Source organism: Microcoleus sp. Aus8_D2 (assembly GCF_036702665.1).
Taxonomy (GTDB): Bacteria; Cyanobacteriota; Cyanobacteriia; order Cyanobacteriales; family Microcoleaceae; genus Microcoleus.
In genome coordinates this window covers 18,247-33,103 of record NZ_JAUBUN010000038.1, presented here as the reverse complement: position 1 = coordinate 33,103, position 14,857 = coordinate 18,247, and the positions used below count along the sequence as shown (strand labels likewise).

At 48.5% G+C, this 14,857-nt stretch carries 13 protein-coding genes; 6 read left to right on the top strand and 7 right to left on the bottom strand.

Going from position 1 to position 14,857, the window contains the following annotated elements; translation table 11 throughout:
* Positions 1 to 2: 2 nt before the first annotated feature.
* Positions 3 to 1,880 (bottom strand): hypothetical protein, encoded by a 1,878-nt coding sequence (locus QUB64_RS24540; protein ID WP_333277294.1) that lies wholly within the window; start codon positions 1,878 to 1,880, stop codon positions 3 to 5.
* A 46-nt stretch (positions 1,881 to 1,926) separates the two neighbouring features.
* Positions 1,927 to 2,649, bottom strand: coding sequence for a hypothetical protein (locus QUB64_RS24535; protein WP_333277296.1), 723 nt, complete (start codon positions 2,647 to 2,649; stop codon positions 1,927 to 1,929).
* A 423-nt stretch (positions 2,650 to 3,072) separates the two neighbouring features.
* On the opposite strand from QUB64_RS24535, the gene QUB64_RS24530 reads away from it, so the two are divergent.
* Positions 3,073 to 3,552 carry a rhodanese-like domain-containing protein gene (locus QUB64_RS24530; protein WP_333277298.1) on the top strand — a complete coding sequence of 160 codons (480 nt, stop codon included), beginning with the start codon at positions 3,073 to 3,075 and terminating at the stop codon, positions 3,550 to 3,552.
* A gap of 236 nt (positions 3,553 to 3,788) precedes the next feature.
* Here the strand turns inward: QUB64_RS24530 and QUB64_RS24525 are convergent, their stop codons facing one another.
* The 5 genes from QUB64_RS24525 to QUB64_RS24505 all read right to left on the bottom strand — a co-directional run bounded on the left by QUB64_RS24525 (position 3,789) and on the right by QUB64_RS24505 (position 8,185).
* Positions 3,789 to 4,214 (bottom strand): bis(5'-nucleosyl)-tetraphosphatase, encoded by a 426-nt coding sequence (locus QUB64_RS24525; protein WP_333277300.1) that lies wholly within the window; start codon positions 4,212 to 4,214, stop codon positions 3,789 to 3,791.
* A 147-nt stretch (positions 4,215 to 4,361) separates the two neighbouring features.
* On the bottom strand, positions 4,362 to 5,099 hold the full coding sequence (locus QUB64_RS24520) for a peptidase (protein ID WP_333277302.1): 738 nt from the start codon (positions 5,097 to 5,099) through the stop codon (positions 4,362 to 4,364).
* A gap of 111 nt (positions 5,100 to 5,210) precedes the next feature.
* A complete protein-coding gene (gene secG / locus QUB64_RS24515; protein ID WP_293155559.1) occupies positions 5,211 to 5,450 on the bottom strand; it encodes a preprotein translocase subunit SecG in 240 nt (79 codons plus the stop codon).
* Positions 5,451 to 5,841: 391 nt separating this feature from the next.
* Complete coding sequence (gene gpmI / locus QUB64_RS24510; protein WP_333277306.1) at positions 5,842 to 7,443, bottom strand: 2,3-bisphosphoglycerate-independent phosphoglycerate mutase; 1,602 nt, start codon at positions 7,441 to 7,443, stop codon at positions 5,842 to 5,844.
* A gap of 379 nt (positions 7,444 to 7,822) precedes the next feature.
* Positions 7,823 to 8,185 carry a hypothetical protein gene (locus QUB64_RS24505; protein WP_333277308.1) on the bottom strand — a complete coding sequence of 121 codons (363 nt, stop codon included), beginning with the start codon at positions 8,183 to 8,185 and terminating at the stop codon, positions 7,823 to 7,825.
* 187 nt (positions 8,186 to 8,372) lie between these two features.
* Between QUB64_RS24505 and QUB64_RS24500 the strand changes: the two genes are divergently transcribed.
* The 5 genes from QUB64_RS24500 (at position 8,373) to cax (ending at position 14,675) form a co-directional block, all read left to right on the top strand.
* On the top strand, positions 8,373 to 10,556 hold the full coding sequence (locus QUB64_RS24500; protein ID WP_333343430.1) for a hypothetical protein: 2,184 nt from the start codon (positions 8,373 to 8,375) through the stop codon (positions 10,554 to 10,556).
* A 210-nt stretch (positions 10,557 to 10,766) separates the two neighbouring features.
* Positions 10,767 to 11,537 (top strand): MORN repeat-containing protein, encoded by a 771-nt coding sequence (locus tag QUB64_RS24495; protein ID WP_333277312.1) that lies wholly within the window; start codon positions 10,767 to 10,769, stop codon positions 11,535 to 11,537.
* A gap of 95 nt (positions 11,538 to 11,632) precedes the next feature.
* Positions 11,633 to 12,349 carry an MORN repeat-containing protein gene (locus tag QUB64_RS24490; RefSeq protein WP_333277314.1) on the top strand — a complete coding sequence of 239 codons (717 nt, stop codon included), beginning with the start codon at positions 11,633 to 11,635 and terminating at the stop codon, positions 12,347 to 12,349.
* 204 nt (positions 12,350 to 12,553) lie between these two features.
* On the top strand, positions 12,554 to 13,174 hold the full coding sequence (locus QUB64_RS24485) for a DUF6391 domain-containing protein (RefSeq protein ID WP_333277317.1): 621 nt from the start codon (positions 12,554 to 12,556) through the stop codon (positions 13,172 to 13,174).
* Positions 13,175 to 13,583: 409 nt separating this feature from the next.
* Complete coding sequence (cax, locus tag QUB64_RS24480; protein WP_333277319.1) at positions 13,584 to 14,675, top strand: calcium/proton exchanger; 1,092 nt, start codon at positions 13,584 to 13,586, stop codon at positions 14,673 to 14,675.
* Positions 14,676 to 14,857 lie beyond the last annotated feature (182 nt).

Genomic DNA, 14,857 nt, shown 5'->3' with positions numbered 1-14,857 from the left:
AGCTAAATTCCTAAGTTGACTTGATTAGCTGAGTCAAGCACACTTTGAGGAATGCTGACGGGCATATCTTCATCCATCAAATTTTCCGGTTCCTGACCCGAAGGATCGCTCAAAATCTCTCTGATTAGAGGGTTATTAATGGCTAGTTGGTTCTGCTGGATAAAATCCATAATCTCCGCTTCACTCAAGTTGTAACTTTCACGGTTATCTAATACAAATTGAATAGCCAAAAGAGGCTTGATATCTTCACCTCGTAACAGCACCCATTCTCCCCCTTTCTCATTCAGCAGTGTCCTGACAGATTCTCTAGCTTTGGTAGCATTTGGACTGATTTTTTTAGAGCGAACTAGACAACCACGAGTTAAATCAAATTTTTTGTAATCAATCAGTTGACCTAATATAGCCTGTACGCCTGTTCCACCAGACTGCTGAACAATAGCTACCCCTATTTTGACTATTTTTCCATCTTCTATGCCAATAATTTTGAAGTCTAGGTAGCATTTTTTGCCTTTAATTACTTCAACCTTATCGATTTTAACTTCCTCTACTGTATCTCCGACTAAGCTGGAAAACCCAAGCCGAAGAGCGTTACCAATTGCATCATTATCTTCTAGATAATTATCTAGAGATTCCTCAACACCTGCCAACTCATTCTTAAAGGCAGGTTCAACCGGATGCTGCGGTGGTGGCGGTGGTGGTGTTTGCGTTGGCGTTGGCGAGATATCTTCAGGCACAACAAAATGCTCTGCACACCAGTTCAATACAGCCCTTACAGTAGGTCTTTGCTTCCCAAATTCTTTGAGTTTATTTTCATCAAATGGATAGAGAGGTGATGGAGAAGTTTGTTGATGTTCCTGATAAAACTCTTTCAACCAATAAGAAACAATCACTACCACATCATCCGAGTTGAGATAGTTCAGTTCGATAGGTTTCCCGCCAAGCCGATCGATTACTGCCTCAGCTTGTGGTAAAACCTTAACTTGGTCTCTCCAAGTTTCAGGATACATAGCTAACAGCAACACACCGCGTTTGAGGTTATTGTATAAATCCTTAGCCAAGCTAGCAACAATCTGTGCTGCTGTAAAACCATTGTCATCGGCATCAGCATTGTCTAGTTCATCAAAACATATTACTGGCACTCTGTAATCGCTCAGTATGTCGAGAATTTGGCGAACAGTGGTTAATGCTTCTGCTTCTTTGTCCTCTCTTTTAGAATTGGGTAGCCCCATTTCCTCAGAACGTGTATCTGTCAATTCCAATCCAGAAAGCCAGTGAGTAGCATAGATAGCGTGGCTAGAAGAAAGTGTCCACAAAATAGCTTTCACTAGATAAGGGTTATTAATTTCCGGCTTAATTTTAATAACACTATCAGTCAAGCGCTCGACTAATTCATTTGGGTATTTTTCCAACCAAGATGGGAACAACATACGGATATATTGCTGAGGGGTGTAGCTGAAATTCTTAGCTTCGTTAATTAAAGCTGCTGCCAGTTCTTGCCACTGCATCACCCCTTGGCAACTCCCAGATGCTCTAAGGCTAGAGGCTACATTTTGGATAAATTGATACTTAATCTGATTTAAGTTGTCATACTTACCCATATAGACAAACAAAGCAGTGCCATCTGCCTGTAAGCCGTGCCGAATTCGACTGATGATTTGGCTTTTCCCTAGTCCCTTTTCTGCTGTGATAGTGATGCCCACAGTTTGACGCTGCCCTTGCCGCACTTGTGCAACTGCCTGAAAAATTGCATTAGAAGCGTGAGCATTGATTGAGGGAACATCAGGAAAACTCTTGCCCCAGATTTGCTGTGGTCTTACCACAGTATGTCCTGCAAATGGGTTGTGAGTTCTAATGAGTTCGTCAATACTAGATGTAGTCATATTCCTAGTTATGCTAACAAAATGAGGAGTGAGAAGCGAAAAAAGTTTAGGGTTTCAGACGCTTGGCATAGCAGCGCAATCCGCCCACTTCAGTAGTAATGGAATCTTGAATTTTGTCTGCGGCGCTATCTTCGACGCTTCCACCCTGAAGTTGAAAAATGTCATTAGCCTGCATTTCCAACAGCCATTCGTTAAACTGAGAACGGCTGACTTTTTCCCCAATTTCCCGCCGCATCCGATAAATCGGTACCAAATCGTCAAAGTTGTAATCTTGGTTCAGCCGATCGTACACATCGATCGCCAAAGCCTTAAAATCGTTGTATGATACGATCGCCCCTGCATCCTTCTTCCCCGTCTCCACAGCCACACTCGCCGCACCATCCTGATGCCGAATCCACTTGAGCAAAGAATTTCCCAGCCGAGTACCGATTTGAGAACCATCAAACTCAAACAGAGAATCACTACTTTTCAAGCCCTGCGTTAAAACCTCTTTCCCCTTCGCGCTCAACTCCACCCGCGTCACCCGATTTACCAGCGAATACTCAATCGCCCCAGATTCCTGCAACTGCGCGAGCACTTCCAGATACCTCTGACTCGTCTCATTAGTGCGCACAATCCGCTTAGTCAAATCCCCCTTTTTAACCGGAATCTGACCGCCTCCCAAATCCCACAAATTCAGCAATACCCGAACTTTCGCCTTCGCATCCCAAACCGCTTGCTCTTGGGGCGTCAAAGTTTTAGACACAGCAATTTCATTTTGCTCAGACATATGTATACCTTTAAATCCCTATTGTTAGTATCAAATTTTACCAGAAATTTTGCTAAAAAACATCTCAACTTCTGAGCAAAATAGCGCGCGAGGCGGATCACAACCCATGCAAATTTCATTTAAAAATAATTGGCATTGACTAAAATTTGATTATTTGATACAATAACTGGTTGGACGATCGATCGCACTTCAAAATATCCACAGTCAATAAGAGCGATCGTACATTTCAATCAAAACAATCCGAATCAACGCCACTTACAACTTAGCAACCTCAACAAATATAGCGATCCCAACCGCAGCCAACCACCAGCAATTCAACTTAACTGCGACTTTAGTTCAATGCCCAATTCAGCCTTTAGAAAGACGAATTCAACCGAAACATCTTGTTACATTGCAATCAAAGCATTGAACAGAATTTTACCCATGAAAACTATTCCCGACCAAATTGCAGACATCAAAGAAAAACTGCCAGATTTCACTCCCACCCCTCCCGGTTTAAAAGCCCAAGTATCCAGCCACGACCTCAAAGCCCGCTTAGATTGGGGCGAACCCGGACTCACAATCATCGACGCCCGCGATTTTGAAAGCTTCGACAAAAGTCGCATTACCGGCGCCGTACCAATGCCAATGGATGAATTAGTAGAGCGAGCAAAATCCAGCCTAGAGCCCGAGCGCGACATCTACATTTACGGTGAAAGCGACGAACAAACGGCAGAAGCCGCCAACCTTCTCCGCGCAGCAGGGTTTAGAAAAGTAGCCGAACTAAAAGGCGGAATTCCAGCTTGGAAAGCCATCGACGGCCCCATTGACGGCGCGATGGAACACGATAATCCGGGCCCCGACGCCTACAACGTTTTCGCTCGCCTGGAACATCACGCCAAAGCCCAGAAAATCAACAAATAACCTCAGATTCGCGGCACGATTAGCCAATAAAATCTGACACTAAAAAAACCCGGTATCACAAAAGTTACCGGGTTTTTCAATGACAAATAAAATCAAATAAAATAGGTTCGTAGTGAGGACTTCAGTCCGCATCTTTCATGACTAGAACTAAAGTCCTCACTACCAACTCCAGAAAATAGGTTCGTAGTGAGGACTTCAGTCCGCATAAAAAATTGATTGCTAATATTATCTTTCTCTTATATTTCCTTCCTACCGTCCAAATACGCCCGAATCTCCCCGAACATCAGGCGGTTAGCATCAAAAGTAATCAACTTAACAGCTTCCTCAGCAGAAACCCAAGCAGAATTTTGAACTTCCTCAACTTGCAAAACCACATCTCTTGAATTGACAAAGCCTAAAAAATAAGTCACAGTCTTTTCAATCGGCTCCCCATCCTTAACAAAGGAATAATGTTCCGTAAAACTCGGCTCATCCAGCATTTTAAAATCACATATGCCAGTTTCCTCCGCAAATTCTCGCCTAGCCGTTTCCGCTGGAGATTCCCCCGGATTCGCGTGACCTTTCGGAAACGCCCAATGTCCGGCTTGATGTTGAATCAACAAAAACAAACTATCAGAACCCTTCCCAAAAATCGGCACAATCCCAAAACATTCATCTTTCATCTTGATCCGGTTTCCTATTAATCATCGTGTTCTTTATAAGGTTCGTAGTGAGGACTTCAGTCCTCTGATTTTGATGCGGACTGAAGTCCTCACTACGAACCTATTTGATTGTGTTTTTGACCGCAGAGTTAATATTACAACCCAAAATTACAATTCCCACCCCAAGCGAGTCGGCTGTTCGTAAACCCGCTTCAAAGTATTAACATCCCTCGCAGAAATAGGTGGCGGATTCCGCACCTGAGAAAAATAAAGCACATCAGTTTCCAGCAAACTGTGACCCCAAATTCCCAAAGCGTGACCCAACTCGTGCCGCGCCGTCGCCGGAACATACTTACCCACTTGATTCGGATTTAAATAAACCGCAAACCGATGAGATAAAACAGTTTTCTCCCCATCCCGACGATTGTACAACTCATAGGTGGATTCCCCGGAGCGCGATCGCCAAAGCCCTTGACGCAAAGGCGGAGCCTGACATAAAATTCTAATATCAGCCGCCTCGGAACTATCCACGACTTGCAAAGGCAAATAAACCCCCCATTCCCGCACAACACCCAACACCGCTGCTATCCATTCTTCCGACTTATTCGCATCAACCGGACGCTCCACATACACCTGAATCGGGAACTTCGACCACAGTAAATGACCGACATTCGGCTGTTTAACCCGATCGAAATAATCGCCACTATTAGTCGCATCTTGCCAATTAGCCAGCGTTGGCGGTAAAGGGTGAACCTGTGGAGAAGGCCAAGCATTCGGGAGAGGAGCAACAGAAAGACTCGCAGCAGGAGCATTAACCTGAGTAAAAATTATCAGGCTAAAACAACACAAAGCCAATCTCAAACCGACCAGCAATCGAGCTTTGAGCGTAAATTTCCACAACCGCATTTCTCTGACCGCAGATACACAAAAACAAACGCAGATAAATTCAGATTATATCAACTTCATCTGCGTTCATCTCCGTTCATCTGCCTACATCTGCGGTTAAAAATTCTAATCTTACAACTTAGGAGTCAACCAACCAGCACTCAAAATAATAGTCAAACCCATAAACACAATAGACAGACCCCAAGTAATCCGGTTGAGAGTTGTTTCCGCACTCTTGGCGCTCGTAAACAATTGAGCTTGTCCGCCAATCCCTCCAATGCCATCGCCTTTAGGACTGTGCAGCAACACAAAAACCACAAGTCCTAAAGCAGACAAAGACCAGATAACTTGTAACACAGAAACAATATTCATAATTCTGGGTAATTGGTAATTAGTAATCGGTAATTCATCATCATATCAAATTTGGTCGATCGCACACAACTTCAGTTAGGGACACAGCACTGCCCACAAGAGCCAACAATCGCTTAAAAACCTTTGTATCTCTCGTTCGCAGCCGAGGCCCGATCCCCCTAAATCCCCCTTAATAAGGGGGACTTTGACGCTTATTCTTGTCCCTCGCAGCCCAGCCTCGATCCCCCTAAATCCCCCTTACAAAGGGGGACTTCGAGCCATTTCTTGTCCCCCCCTTGTTAAGGGGGGCTAGGGGGGATCTGGCCTTAACCGTCAGTCAGCAGTCTGGCACTACATTTTAGTTCACATCAATCAACACGGCGCCTAAGTCCCTACCTGTAGCCCGGACTTGCTAAAGCCGCACCCGCACCGGAGTGCGATTAGCGCGAACTTCAAATTCAGCCGGCTCAATCATAGACTTTCCGGTCATCTCCGGGGGCTGAGGCAACCTCAACAGCTCCAAAATCGTCGGCGCCACATCGGCCAAACAACCGTCCGCCCTCAGAGCAACATCCCCTCCGTGACCCGGAATCTTCAGACCTTCGCCTTCAATTAAAATAAACGGCACTGGGTTAGTAGTGTGAGCCGTCCAAGGATTCCCATCCTCATCGAACATCAACTCAGCATTTCCGTGGTCAGCAATAATAATTGCGGTTCCCCCAGCTTTGGAAATCCCGGTCAACAGCCGCCCCAAACATTTATCCACAGTTTGTATAGCAATTATCGTCGCATCCACCATCCCCGTATGACCAACCATGTCGGGGTTAGCGTAGTTAAGCACCACAAACGAATAAATCCGCTTGGACAAAGCCTCCAGCGCCACATCCGTCACCTCAGCCGCCGACATCTCCGGCGCCTCATCGTAAGTCGCCACCATCGGGCTCTGCACCAACTCGCGGTCTTCCCCCTCATAAGGCTCTTCCAGACCCCCATTAAAAAAATAAGTCACGTGAGCGTACTTTTCAGTTTCCGCTGTCCGCAACTGTCGCAAACCGTGGTTAGAAATCACCTCACCCAGAATATTGTTCAAATTCTGGGGTTCAAAAGCCACCAGTACCGACGACAGTTTGGGGTCGTACTGAGTAAAACTGGCAAAAGTCAGCGGCTCAATTAACGGCCGTTCAAAGCCCTTAAAATCTGGCGCTACAAAGGCCTGAGTCAATTCTCTAGCCCTGTCTGGGCGAAAATTGAAGAAAATCATCCCATCCCCGGATGCCACCGCTCCCGGGGCAATGCGAGTCGGAATTGCAAACTCGTCGGTCACTCCGACCGCATAGGAGGCCTGCAACACATCAACTGCCGATCGACCGTCAGGCGCTCCCTCAATCGTCATCACCTCATAGGCGCGCCGCACCCGATCCCAGCGTTTGTCCCTGTCCATCGCGTAATAGCGACCGCTGATAGTAGCAATCCGACCGACTCCTACCTGTTTGATATAATCTTCAATCTGGCCTAAAGCTTGCACACCCTCTTTCGGAGTAGTATCGCGGCCGTCTGTAATCGCGTGAATGCAAACCTCAGCAATTCCCTGTGCCTTTGCTAGCTTTAGCAAACCCAAAATGTGACTCAGATGCGAGTGTACCCCGCCCTCGGAACAAAGACCAGTCAGGTGCAACTTGCCGCCCCGACTGCGCACTTCGGAGCAAAGCTGAACCAGCGCCCGGTTGTCGAGCAAAGAACCGTCTTCGACAGCATCGGAGATTCGCACCAACTCTTGAGGAACCACGCGGCCCGCGCCCAGATTCAAGTGACCCACTTCCGAGTTGCCCATTTGTCCGTCTGGAAGCCCTACCGCCCGGCCCGATGTGTTAATCAGAGTTCTGGGATAAGCGGCCCAGAGACTGTCCATCACGGGTGTTTTTGCCAAGGCGATCGCATTTCCGTCTTTTGCTTCACGATAACCCCAGCCGTCTAGAATAATCAGCACTACAGGAGATACAGACGTTTGTGCCATGCGAATACCTTATTTAGAATAATTAATTTCTCGATCGTCATTTCCGATTTTGCGGAACATCTTCCGCCGATCAGTTTACATATTTTTGACGCTCCTGCCCAACAACGCCAACCCAAATTCCCTCAGCCGCAGCATTTTGGGAACTAATTTAGACCCGATCGGCGAATTGTTTAATTGATTGCCTTGCCTTGAACTGTGAAGCCACAGTCCGAGACTGTTACCCGATCTCACCAACAGCGACCGTGCTTTGGCGCCCCGATTTTTACGAATAGTTCAATGGTCGGTGGCTTTTTTAACACTCAAAAGAATACCACACTTGGCTGCGTTTTGCTTGCATCAAAAAATCAATTAAACAGCCTTGACGGGGCTGCGCACAACTTTAGAGGAGTTGAACAAAAATTGGTTTCCGATTCGGCTCACTGTCAGCGAACATAAAATTATACAACATCTTTTTTGATTTTGACATCGTAATTGCCAAAGAAATTGCGATCGATCGGACTAATTTCCATTTGTTTGGATCTCGCCACTTCGACATTTTGGATCGCAGCACCCCCACCCGAATCGATCGCACCAGGCCGATCGGGAATTCGACAACGCTAGCGCCAGCGATCCCCGTTCGATCGGTACGCACGGCCCTCACTCCCCGTGCAGCAGCCATCCGCTGAGCAATCAAAGTGCCGATCGCCTGTTGGACACTTTGATTGGACGGGCCCGAGCGAAACTGTCCAAAAGCGATCGCCATTGATATCCTAAGCTGGTCGCGAAAACCCAGCGCCCGCTCCCACATCAGATCGTCAGATCGTCAAGATCAACTTGGCAATTTTCAAGCGATCGCATAACATCGAACAGATAAACTTAAAACGACAACAGGCTTTAATTGTAGAGCCTGATTGAAGGTCTGGAAATTAAGCATTTGGGGGCGATCGGCAATGCACAAACTTTTATATTTTGCGACTATAGGACTACTGGCTTTCTCGATCGGAGGCTGCGGCGACGGGGGTAGCAACACGGCCAGCCCCAGTCCTAGTCCCAGCGCAGCTTCTCCGTCTCCGGCAGCCTCCGGCAGCCCCACCCCAGGAGCTCAGACTTTCTCATCTCCAATCGTCGCGGCCCAGCCACCAGGGTTAATTCGATCGACCAACCCAGAGGAACGCGCAAGACAGGCTGAAACAGGCATCGGCGACAACAAGAACCAGCCCAAAAAGACACCCGCGCCCGGTCAGCCCCTATCCCAAGGCCCCTTGACACCAGCCAATACCGGTCTACAAGACCCCTTTGGGGCCCTGCCCCCGATCGCAGTTCAAAACCCAGCCGGAGCTGCCGAAGTCGCAGCAGGGCCGATGACAGCCAATCCGTTGCCCAAACTGCCAAAGCGACTGGTTGCCGCGATCCCTACACTGCCAGAGCTATCCCGCCCAGTCCAAATTGGAGGAACTAAGCTCAAAGGCCCTGCCGCTCCCGAAATCAATCTCAGCCCGACAGCAAAAGGCGTTCTCAGCGAGTTCAGGACGCTTCAGGCTCTGCTGGATGACACCACACAATATTCTGAGTACGGTTCGGATGTGAGTAGATTAGTCGAAACTCTTTACGGATCATACGCAAACAAAAATTTTGGTGTTACCAGACGAGAGTTACTCCTAACTAATCGGCCATTTTTCCGAAGAATAGAAAAAACTCTGGATGAATATGTGACAGCCTCAAGGTTGTGGGGCCTTTACGGAGACAAATCACCTCCTGATGCTCTCCGGTGTTCCATCGTCCCGGCAATTGCAGAGGCAATTGAGATATATCGACCGGTGACAGAAAAAAGGGGGGCAATTTCCTGCGTGACGCGAGTAAATTTGCTGCAAGCAGTTTGGCGGCAGGGCCAGAAGAGACTTGATGCAGCCCTGCGCGATCAAGACTATGAGGCGCGAACCATAGCCAAAGCGCCTATTCTGCCAGTTTTATCCGAAACCCCGACAAATCCTCAGCCCGCAGGCGAGAAGGCCCTGGGTCGGAAAGTGGCCTCGTTGCCAGAACTACCAGGGCTAAACCCCGCGCCAGTAGGACTCCGCCCCGCGAGAAATCCGCTAATAGCCGCCAGACCATTAGGAGATACTTCTCTGCCGTCCGGCCAAGGCGCGCAAGTAGGCTCGCCGCGCCAAGTTCCGGGGCTGAATGCTCCGAACTTGGGCAGTCGCCCCGGACAGCCAGGCCTGCCGTCCGGTGAAGGCACGCAAGTAGGCTCGCCGCGCCAAGTTCCGGGGCTGAATGCTCCGAACTTGGGCAGTCGCCCCGGACAGCCAGGCCTGCCGTCCGGCGATGGCTCGCAAGTAGGCTCGCCGCGCCAAGTTCCGGGGCTGAATGCTCCGAATTTGGGCCGTCGCCCCGGACAGCCTGGCCTGCCGTCCGGCGATGGCACGCAAATTAGCTCGCCACGGCAAGTTCCGGGGCTGAATGCTCCGAACTTGGGCCGTCGCCCCGGACAGCCTGGCCTGCCGTCCGGCGATGGCACGCAAATTAGCTCGCCGCGCCAAGTTCCGGGGCTGAATGCTCCGAACTTGGGCCGTCGTCCAACTCCATCAACAACTTCCGATACGAATCCACGTACCGCTACGAATCCGCGTACCGATACGAATCCACGTACCGCTACGAATCCCCGCCGTCCAGCACCCGATCGCCCGCCCCAGCCAATTGCCGCTAGACCCCTAGGAGTGCCGAATCTGCCACCATTACCAGTAGATAAGCGCCCGCCCCAGTGGGTAGACCCCAATCCGCCGCCGGTCAAGGAAGTTCCTGCACCGCAGCCACCGCCTTCTACCGACCTCGCTACAGGTACCGAAGTCAGCGGGGTGGTAAAAGTTGGGAACGAGACCCAAGTGATTGTCAGAGTACCGACTGAACCAACCAGTCGATATGTCAAAGTAGGACAGCGACTGTCTAACGGGCAAGTTTTGGTGAAGCGGGTTGATATTAAGTCAGGAGCAGATCCGATCGTGATTCTGGAGGAAAACGGCGTTGAGGTAGCCAAATCAGTTGGGCAAAAACCCCCAAGTCCCGATCGAAAACCCGCCAATGCAGTGATTAGCGGTCTGCAAAATCCTAATAGAGCGACGGGCGCTAAAAATTGACGATCGAGCCGGAAAAATGCTAAAGGCAAAAACTCTAATTTTTGCCTTTTTGTATCTAGGTCTGATATCAAAGTTTGAAAGTAAACTTAATATAGAGTTAGCGCTGCTGAAAAATTACCCTTAGGGATTAAAAAATACCAGATATTTCAGCAACTATTAGCTTCTCTAAAATCTCTATTACTACTATTTTGAAGTCAAAGGAGATTTCCCATGCTCGGTTCAATTCAAAAATTAGGGATGGCGATCTTAGTTGCTTCTTGTATCGGAGGCATCGCTAATCTGTTCAATCCCCAGCCGTCAATGGCTCAACCAAAAGACGAAGCCAAAAAAGAGGAAGCAAAAAAAGAAGAAGGCAAACGCCCCCCCTTCTGCCAAGGCAACCCTCCTACAGGGAGAGTGAAATGTAATTATGAGGGGGCAGACAACTACGAGGGAGACTTCGTGAATGGTCTCCCCGACGGCACGGGACTTTATGTATACGCTAATGGCGATCGCTACGAAGGACAGTTTCGGAATGGAGTGCCAAATGGTAGAGGAACATTCATTTTTAAAGATGATGCCCGCTACACAGGCGTGTTCCAAGACGGCACTATGAGATCGGGGACAGTGGTTTTTGCCAACGGCGAGCGCTACGTTGGAGATTTCGCAGTTGTCGTCAACGTGACGACTAAAGTCGTTAGCAGCCAACCTTCTGGGCGGGGTCAGTTTTTTTACTCTAACGGCGATCGCTACGAAGGACAATTCTTTGCAGGCTCGCCCTTTGGGCCTGGGGTATTAGTACGCAAAAACGGCACTAGCTGCTCTGGTACGTTTTTCAATCTAGAACTTGACGCTAGTGTCACCTGCAATTTTCCTAACGGCACGCGCTATGAAGGAGAATTGCGAAAGGGATTGCCTCATGGTGTCGGGACAATGATCGATGTTAATGGCAGGCGCTTTCCAGGGGTATTCCGTAACGGGAAACCGGGACTGTCGTCATAAATTGAGCTGTCAAGGCAACTTTGGACAGGAAATCAGACAAAAGACAAACGACAAAGCAAGATAATATCCAGAAACGCATAGGAGAAGCTTGGTTAATGATTGCCCCTTTTAAAACCAATGGAATAGCTCTATTAGTTGGCTCGGCGATCGGCATCGCTAGTTACGTGACTTATCCCTTGCCTTCAATGGCGCAAGTAGGGGTAGGAGCTAACAGCGGTCGTTGTGTGCCAGCGATCGCTACAGGTAGAGTTAGGTGCGATTACGACAGTGGTGATAGCTACATTGGAGACTTTGTTAACGGTTTGCCCAGCGGCACCGGGGTATATGTATACTCCGGTGGCGATCGCTATGAGGGGCAGTTCCGTCTCGGTCAACCAAACGGTCGAGGACAATTTATATTTAAGGACGATGCCCGCGTCGAGGGCGTCTTCCAAAATGGCAAAATCAGCTCCGGGACAGCTATTTTTACTAATGGCGATCGCTATGTGGGGGCGTTTTCTCTGAATCGAAAAGTGGGTGTGCCAACAGGACAGGGGCAATTTATCTTTGCTAACGGCGATCGTTTTGTCGGTCAATTCTTGGGGGGCAAGCCTTTAGGTGCGGGAGTGTTCACTCGCGCCGACGGTACCCGGTGTTCGGGACAGTTCTTTAGTCAAGAACTTGATGCTAGGGGTACTTGTACCTTTTCTAACGGTATCCGCTACGAGGGAGAGTTGCGGAAGGGATTGCCTCACGGCAAAGGCACTATTATTGATACCCGCGGCAAGCGTTTTCCGGGAGTGTTCCGCGACGGCCAGCGGCTGGAACGATAAACTGGAAATTAATGCGATCGGTGATTGAGGGCGGGTGAGGGGCGATCGCATTCTGGGCGATCGTCAATAATTTTTATACAAAACCTGCCCTTGCCAATGGGTGAATTCAAAACTCTTTAAAACCCGTAACTGATAATTTCTAATGTTCTCATCGCGATCGCTAATTTAAAATTTCCAGTTCAAATTTAATGGAGGCGTTTTGATATGACAACTGCTACTTCTGCTTCCGGGCGCGCCAGCGAATTTCCTTTTGACTTTGCCCCGCAGCGGACTCAAGATGCTGACTTGTTGCGACAACTCGATTTTGTTCCCGGTTTGAAAGAAGTCTTGACTTTGCGGCAAGTTCATGCTTTGGAACACGCTACGGTTTGGGTACTCAGTCAATCTGGAGGTACACCAACAGCAAGAGCCGATAATCAGTTATTGGGCGGGATGTCCACTGACCAAGGATTTTATCTCTACGGCCGCGTTAACATTGCACAGTTGCGTCATGCAGTGGAATCTGCCTTGCAGCGGATTGCTAGCGGAGAGTGGGATTTAGCCGTACATCCCCGCTGCGGCACCAATTTGTCGGTAGCAATGCTGCTGACTGCTGGACTTGCTGTCGGCATCAATTTAGCTCTGCCGAAGGGGCCTATTTTGCAACTTTTGGGTTTGGGTGCGGCGGCGGCGGCGGCGGCTCAGTTAGCTCCCGATGTGGGAGCTCTGGCTCAGCGCTACGTAACAACTGCTATTCCGTTTAATTTGAGCGTTGTTGATATTTCTGTAAGTCACGACTTCTGGGGACGCGAAGCTCATTTTGTGCGGGTGCGTTGGGTTGAATAGCTGCTGCGAGAAAGGGAGAGTGTCCGATGGGGAGATGAGAAAAATCTTATTTCTTCATTTCTTCTCCCTTGCTGCTTTTTTGATGATTCATTCTTACTTTTTATGGCTTTTTGGCTGCGTTTAATTAGTGCTTTAAATTCAGGACAATCCCACTTGCTCCCATCAAATAATGCCACAGATAAGACGGCGGTTGAAACCGCGTCTATAAAAACTTTCGTCCGCTTTCGGGCCGACGGTCGAAGAGCGCGTAATTTCAACCGCTCATTCTTCAACCCAGGGAGGTGGGTTTTGTTGGTATAGACGCGGTTTCAACCGCCCGGTCTTCTGATCCCAAGCGTATTGATCTAAAATCAATTTGGCGATCGCCCTGGCAACTCGAACTCACCTTCAATACACCATCCGAGTCCCTATGTCAATCAAAAAAATTCTTTCCATAGCCCTGTTAATTTTCATCCCCATTTCCATCGCCGCCGAGTATTTGCACTGGGGTTCCCTCACAGTTTTCATCACATCCGCCCTAGGCATTATACCTCTGGCGATTTGGTTGAGCACGGCAACAGAAGAAGTGGCGATCGTCACAGGGCCCTCCATCGGCGGCCTATTAAATGCAGTCTTCGGGAATGCTACGGAATTAATTATTGCCATAGTAGCCCTGAAAGCCGGCTTAATTGACATTGTGAAAGCCAGCATCACCGGCACAATTATCAGCAACTTGCTCTTGGTTATGGGATTTTCCATGCTGCTGGGAGGAATTCGCTACAAAGAACAAGAATTTAAGCCAATTATCGCCCGGGTGAACGGTTCCACCATGACTCTAGCAGTGATTGCGATTCTGCTACCGACGATGGTAATTTACACGTCGAATGGAGTGGAACCCGCAGCCATTCAGAATCTTTCGTTGATAACTGCGATCGTCCTCATTGCAGTTTACGCACTAACCCTGCTATTTTCCTTAAAAACTCACAGCTATCTTTACGAAGTCGGCATACTAGAGTTAGAAGATTCTGAAAATACCGATGAATCTACTGCACACAAACCGAATTTGTGGCTGTGGATTGGTGTGCTAGTCGCCTCAACTGTCGCAGTTGCTTTTGAATCAGAAATTTTCGTGGGCGTAGTCGAAGAAACTACCAAAGGATTGGGACTGACACCGCTGTTTACAGGCGTAATTCTGTTGCCGATTGTGGGCGGCGCGGCGGAATACGTAACGGCGGTGGGAGTGGCGATGAAAAACAATATGGATTTGTCAGTTTCCGTGGCGATGGGTTCTAGTTTGTTAGTTGCTTTGCTGGTTGCGCCGGTGTTGGTGATTATCGGTATCGTGATTCATCAGCCGATGGATTTAAATTTTAATCCGTTTGAAGTGGTTGCAGTTGCGATCGCAGTGACAATCGCTAATCTAATTAGTCTCGACGGGCGATCGAATTGGCTGGAAGGAGTGCTGCTTTTAGCAACATATATTGTGTTGGGAGCAGCATTTTACTTTCACCCCATTACTTGAACCAGGTTGGTAGTGAGGACTTTAGTCCTAATAAAGTAGGTTGCTAGTCAGGACTTTAGTCTTTGCTGCTAATTGGCTAAAGAAAGGACTGAAGTCCTCACTACGAACTTGTAGGGTGCGTCAGTTCCCAGTTCCTGAATAATCAATGAAAACACGCTCTACTGACGCACCCTACTTTAACT

Bases quoted from the DNA above. Each gene is read 5' to 3' on its own strand.
- QUB64_RS24540 (WP_333277294.1), bottom strand. From the start codon at position 1,880: ATGACTACATCTAGTATTGACGAACTCATTAGAACTCACAACCCATTT.
- QUB64_RS24535 (WP_333277296.1), bottom strand. From the start codon at position 2,649: ATGTCTGAGCAAAATGAAATTGCTGTGTCTAAAACTTTGACGCCCCAA.
- QUB64_RS24530 (WP_333277298.1), top strand. From the start codon at position 3,073: ATGAAAACTATTCCCGACCAAATTGCAGACATCAAAGAAAAACTGCCA.
- QUB64_RS24525 (WP_333277300.1), bottom strand. From the start codon at position 4,214: ATGAAAGATGAATGTTTTGGGATTGTGCCGATTTTTGGGAAGGGTTCT.
- QUB64_RS24520 (WP_333277302.1), bottom strand. From the start codon at position 5,099: ATGCGGTTGTGGAAATTTACGCTCAAAGCTCGATTGCTGGTCGGTTTG.
- secG (WP_293155559.1), bottom strand. From the start codon at position 5,450: ATGAATATTGTTTCTGTGTTACAAGTTATCTGGTCTTTGTCTGCTTTA.
- gpmI (WP_333277306.1), bottom strand. From the start codon at position 7,443: ATGGCACAAACGTCTGTATCTCCTGTAGTGCTGATTATTCTAGACGGC.
- QUB64_RS24505 (WP_333277308.1), bottom strand. From the start codon at position 8,185: ATGGCGATCGCTTTTGGACAGTTTCGCTCGGGCCCGTCCAATCAAAGT.
- QUB64_RS24500 (WP_333343430.1), top strand. From the start codon at position 8,373: ATGCACAAACTTTTATATTTTGCGACTATAGGACTACTGGCTTTCTCG.
- QUB64_RS24495 (WP_333277312.1), top strand. From the start codon at position 10,767: ATGCTCGGTTCAATTCAAAAATTAGGGATGGCGATCTTAGTTGCTTCT.
- QUB64_RS24490 (WP_333277314.1), top strand. From the start codon at position 11,633: ATGATTGCCCCTTTTAAAACCAATGGAATAGCTCTATTAGTTGGCTCG.
- QUB64_RS24485 (WP_333277317.1), top strand. From the start codon at position 12,554: ATGACAACTGCTACTTCTGCTTCCGGGCGCGCCAGCGAATTTCCTTTT.
- cax (WP_333277319.1), top strand. From the start codon at position 13,584: ATGTCAATCAAAAAAATTCTTTCCATAGCCCTGTTAATTTTCATCCCC.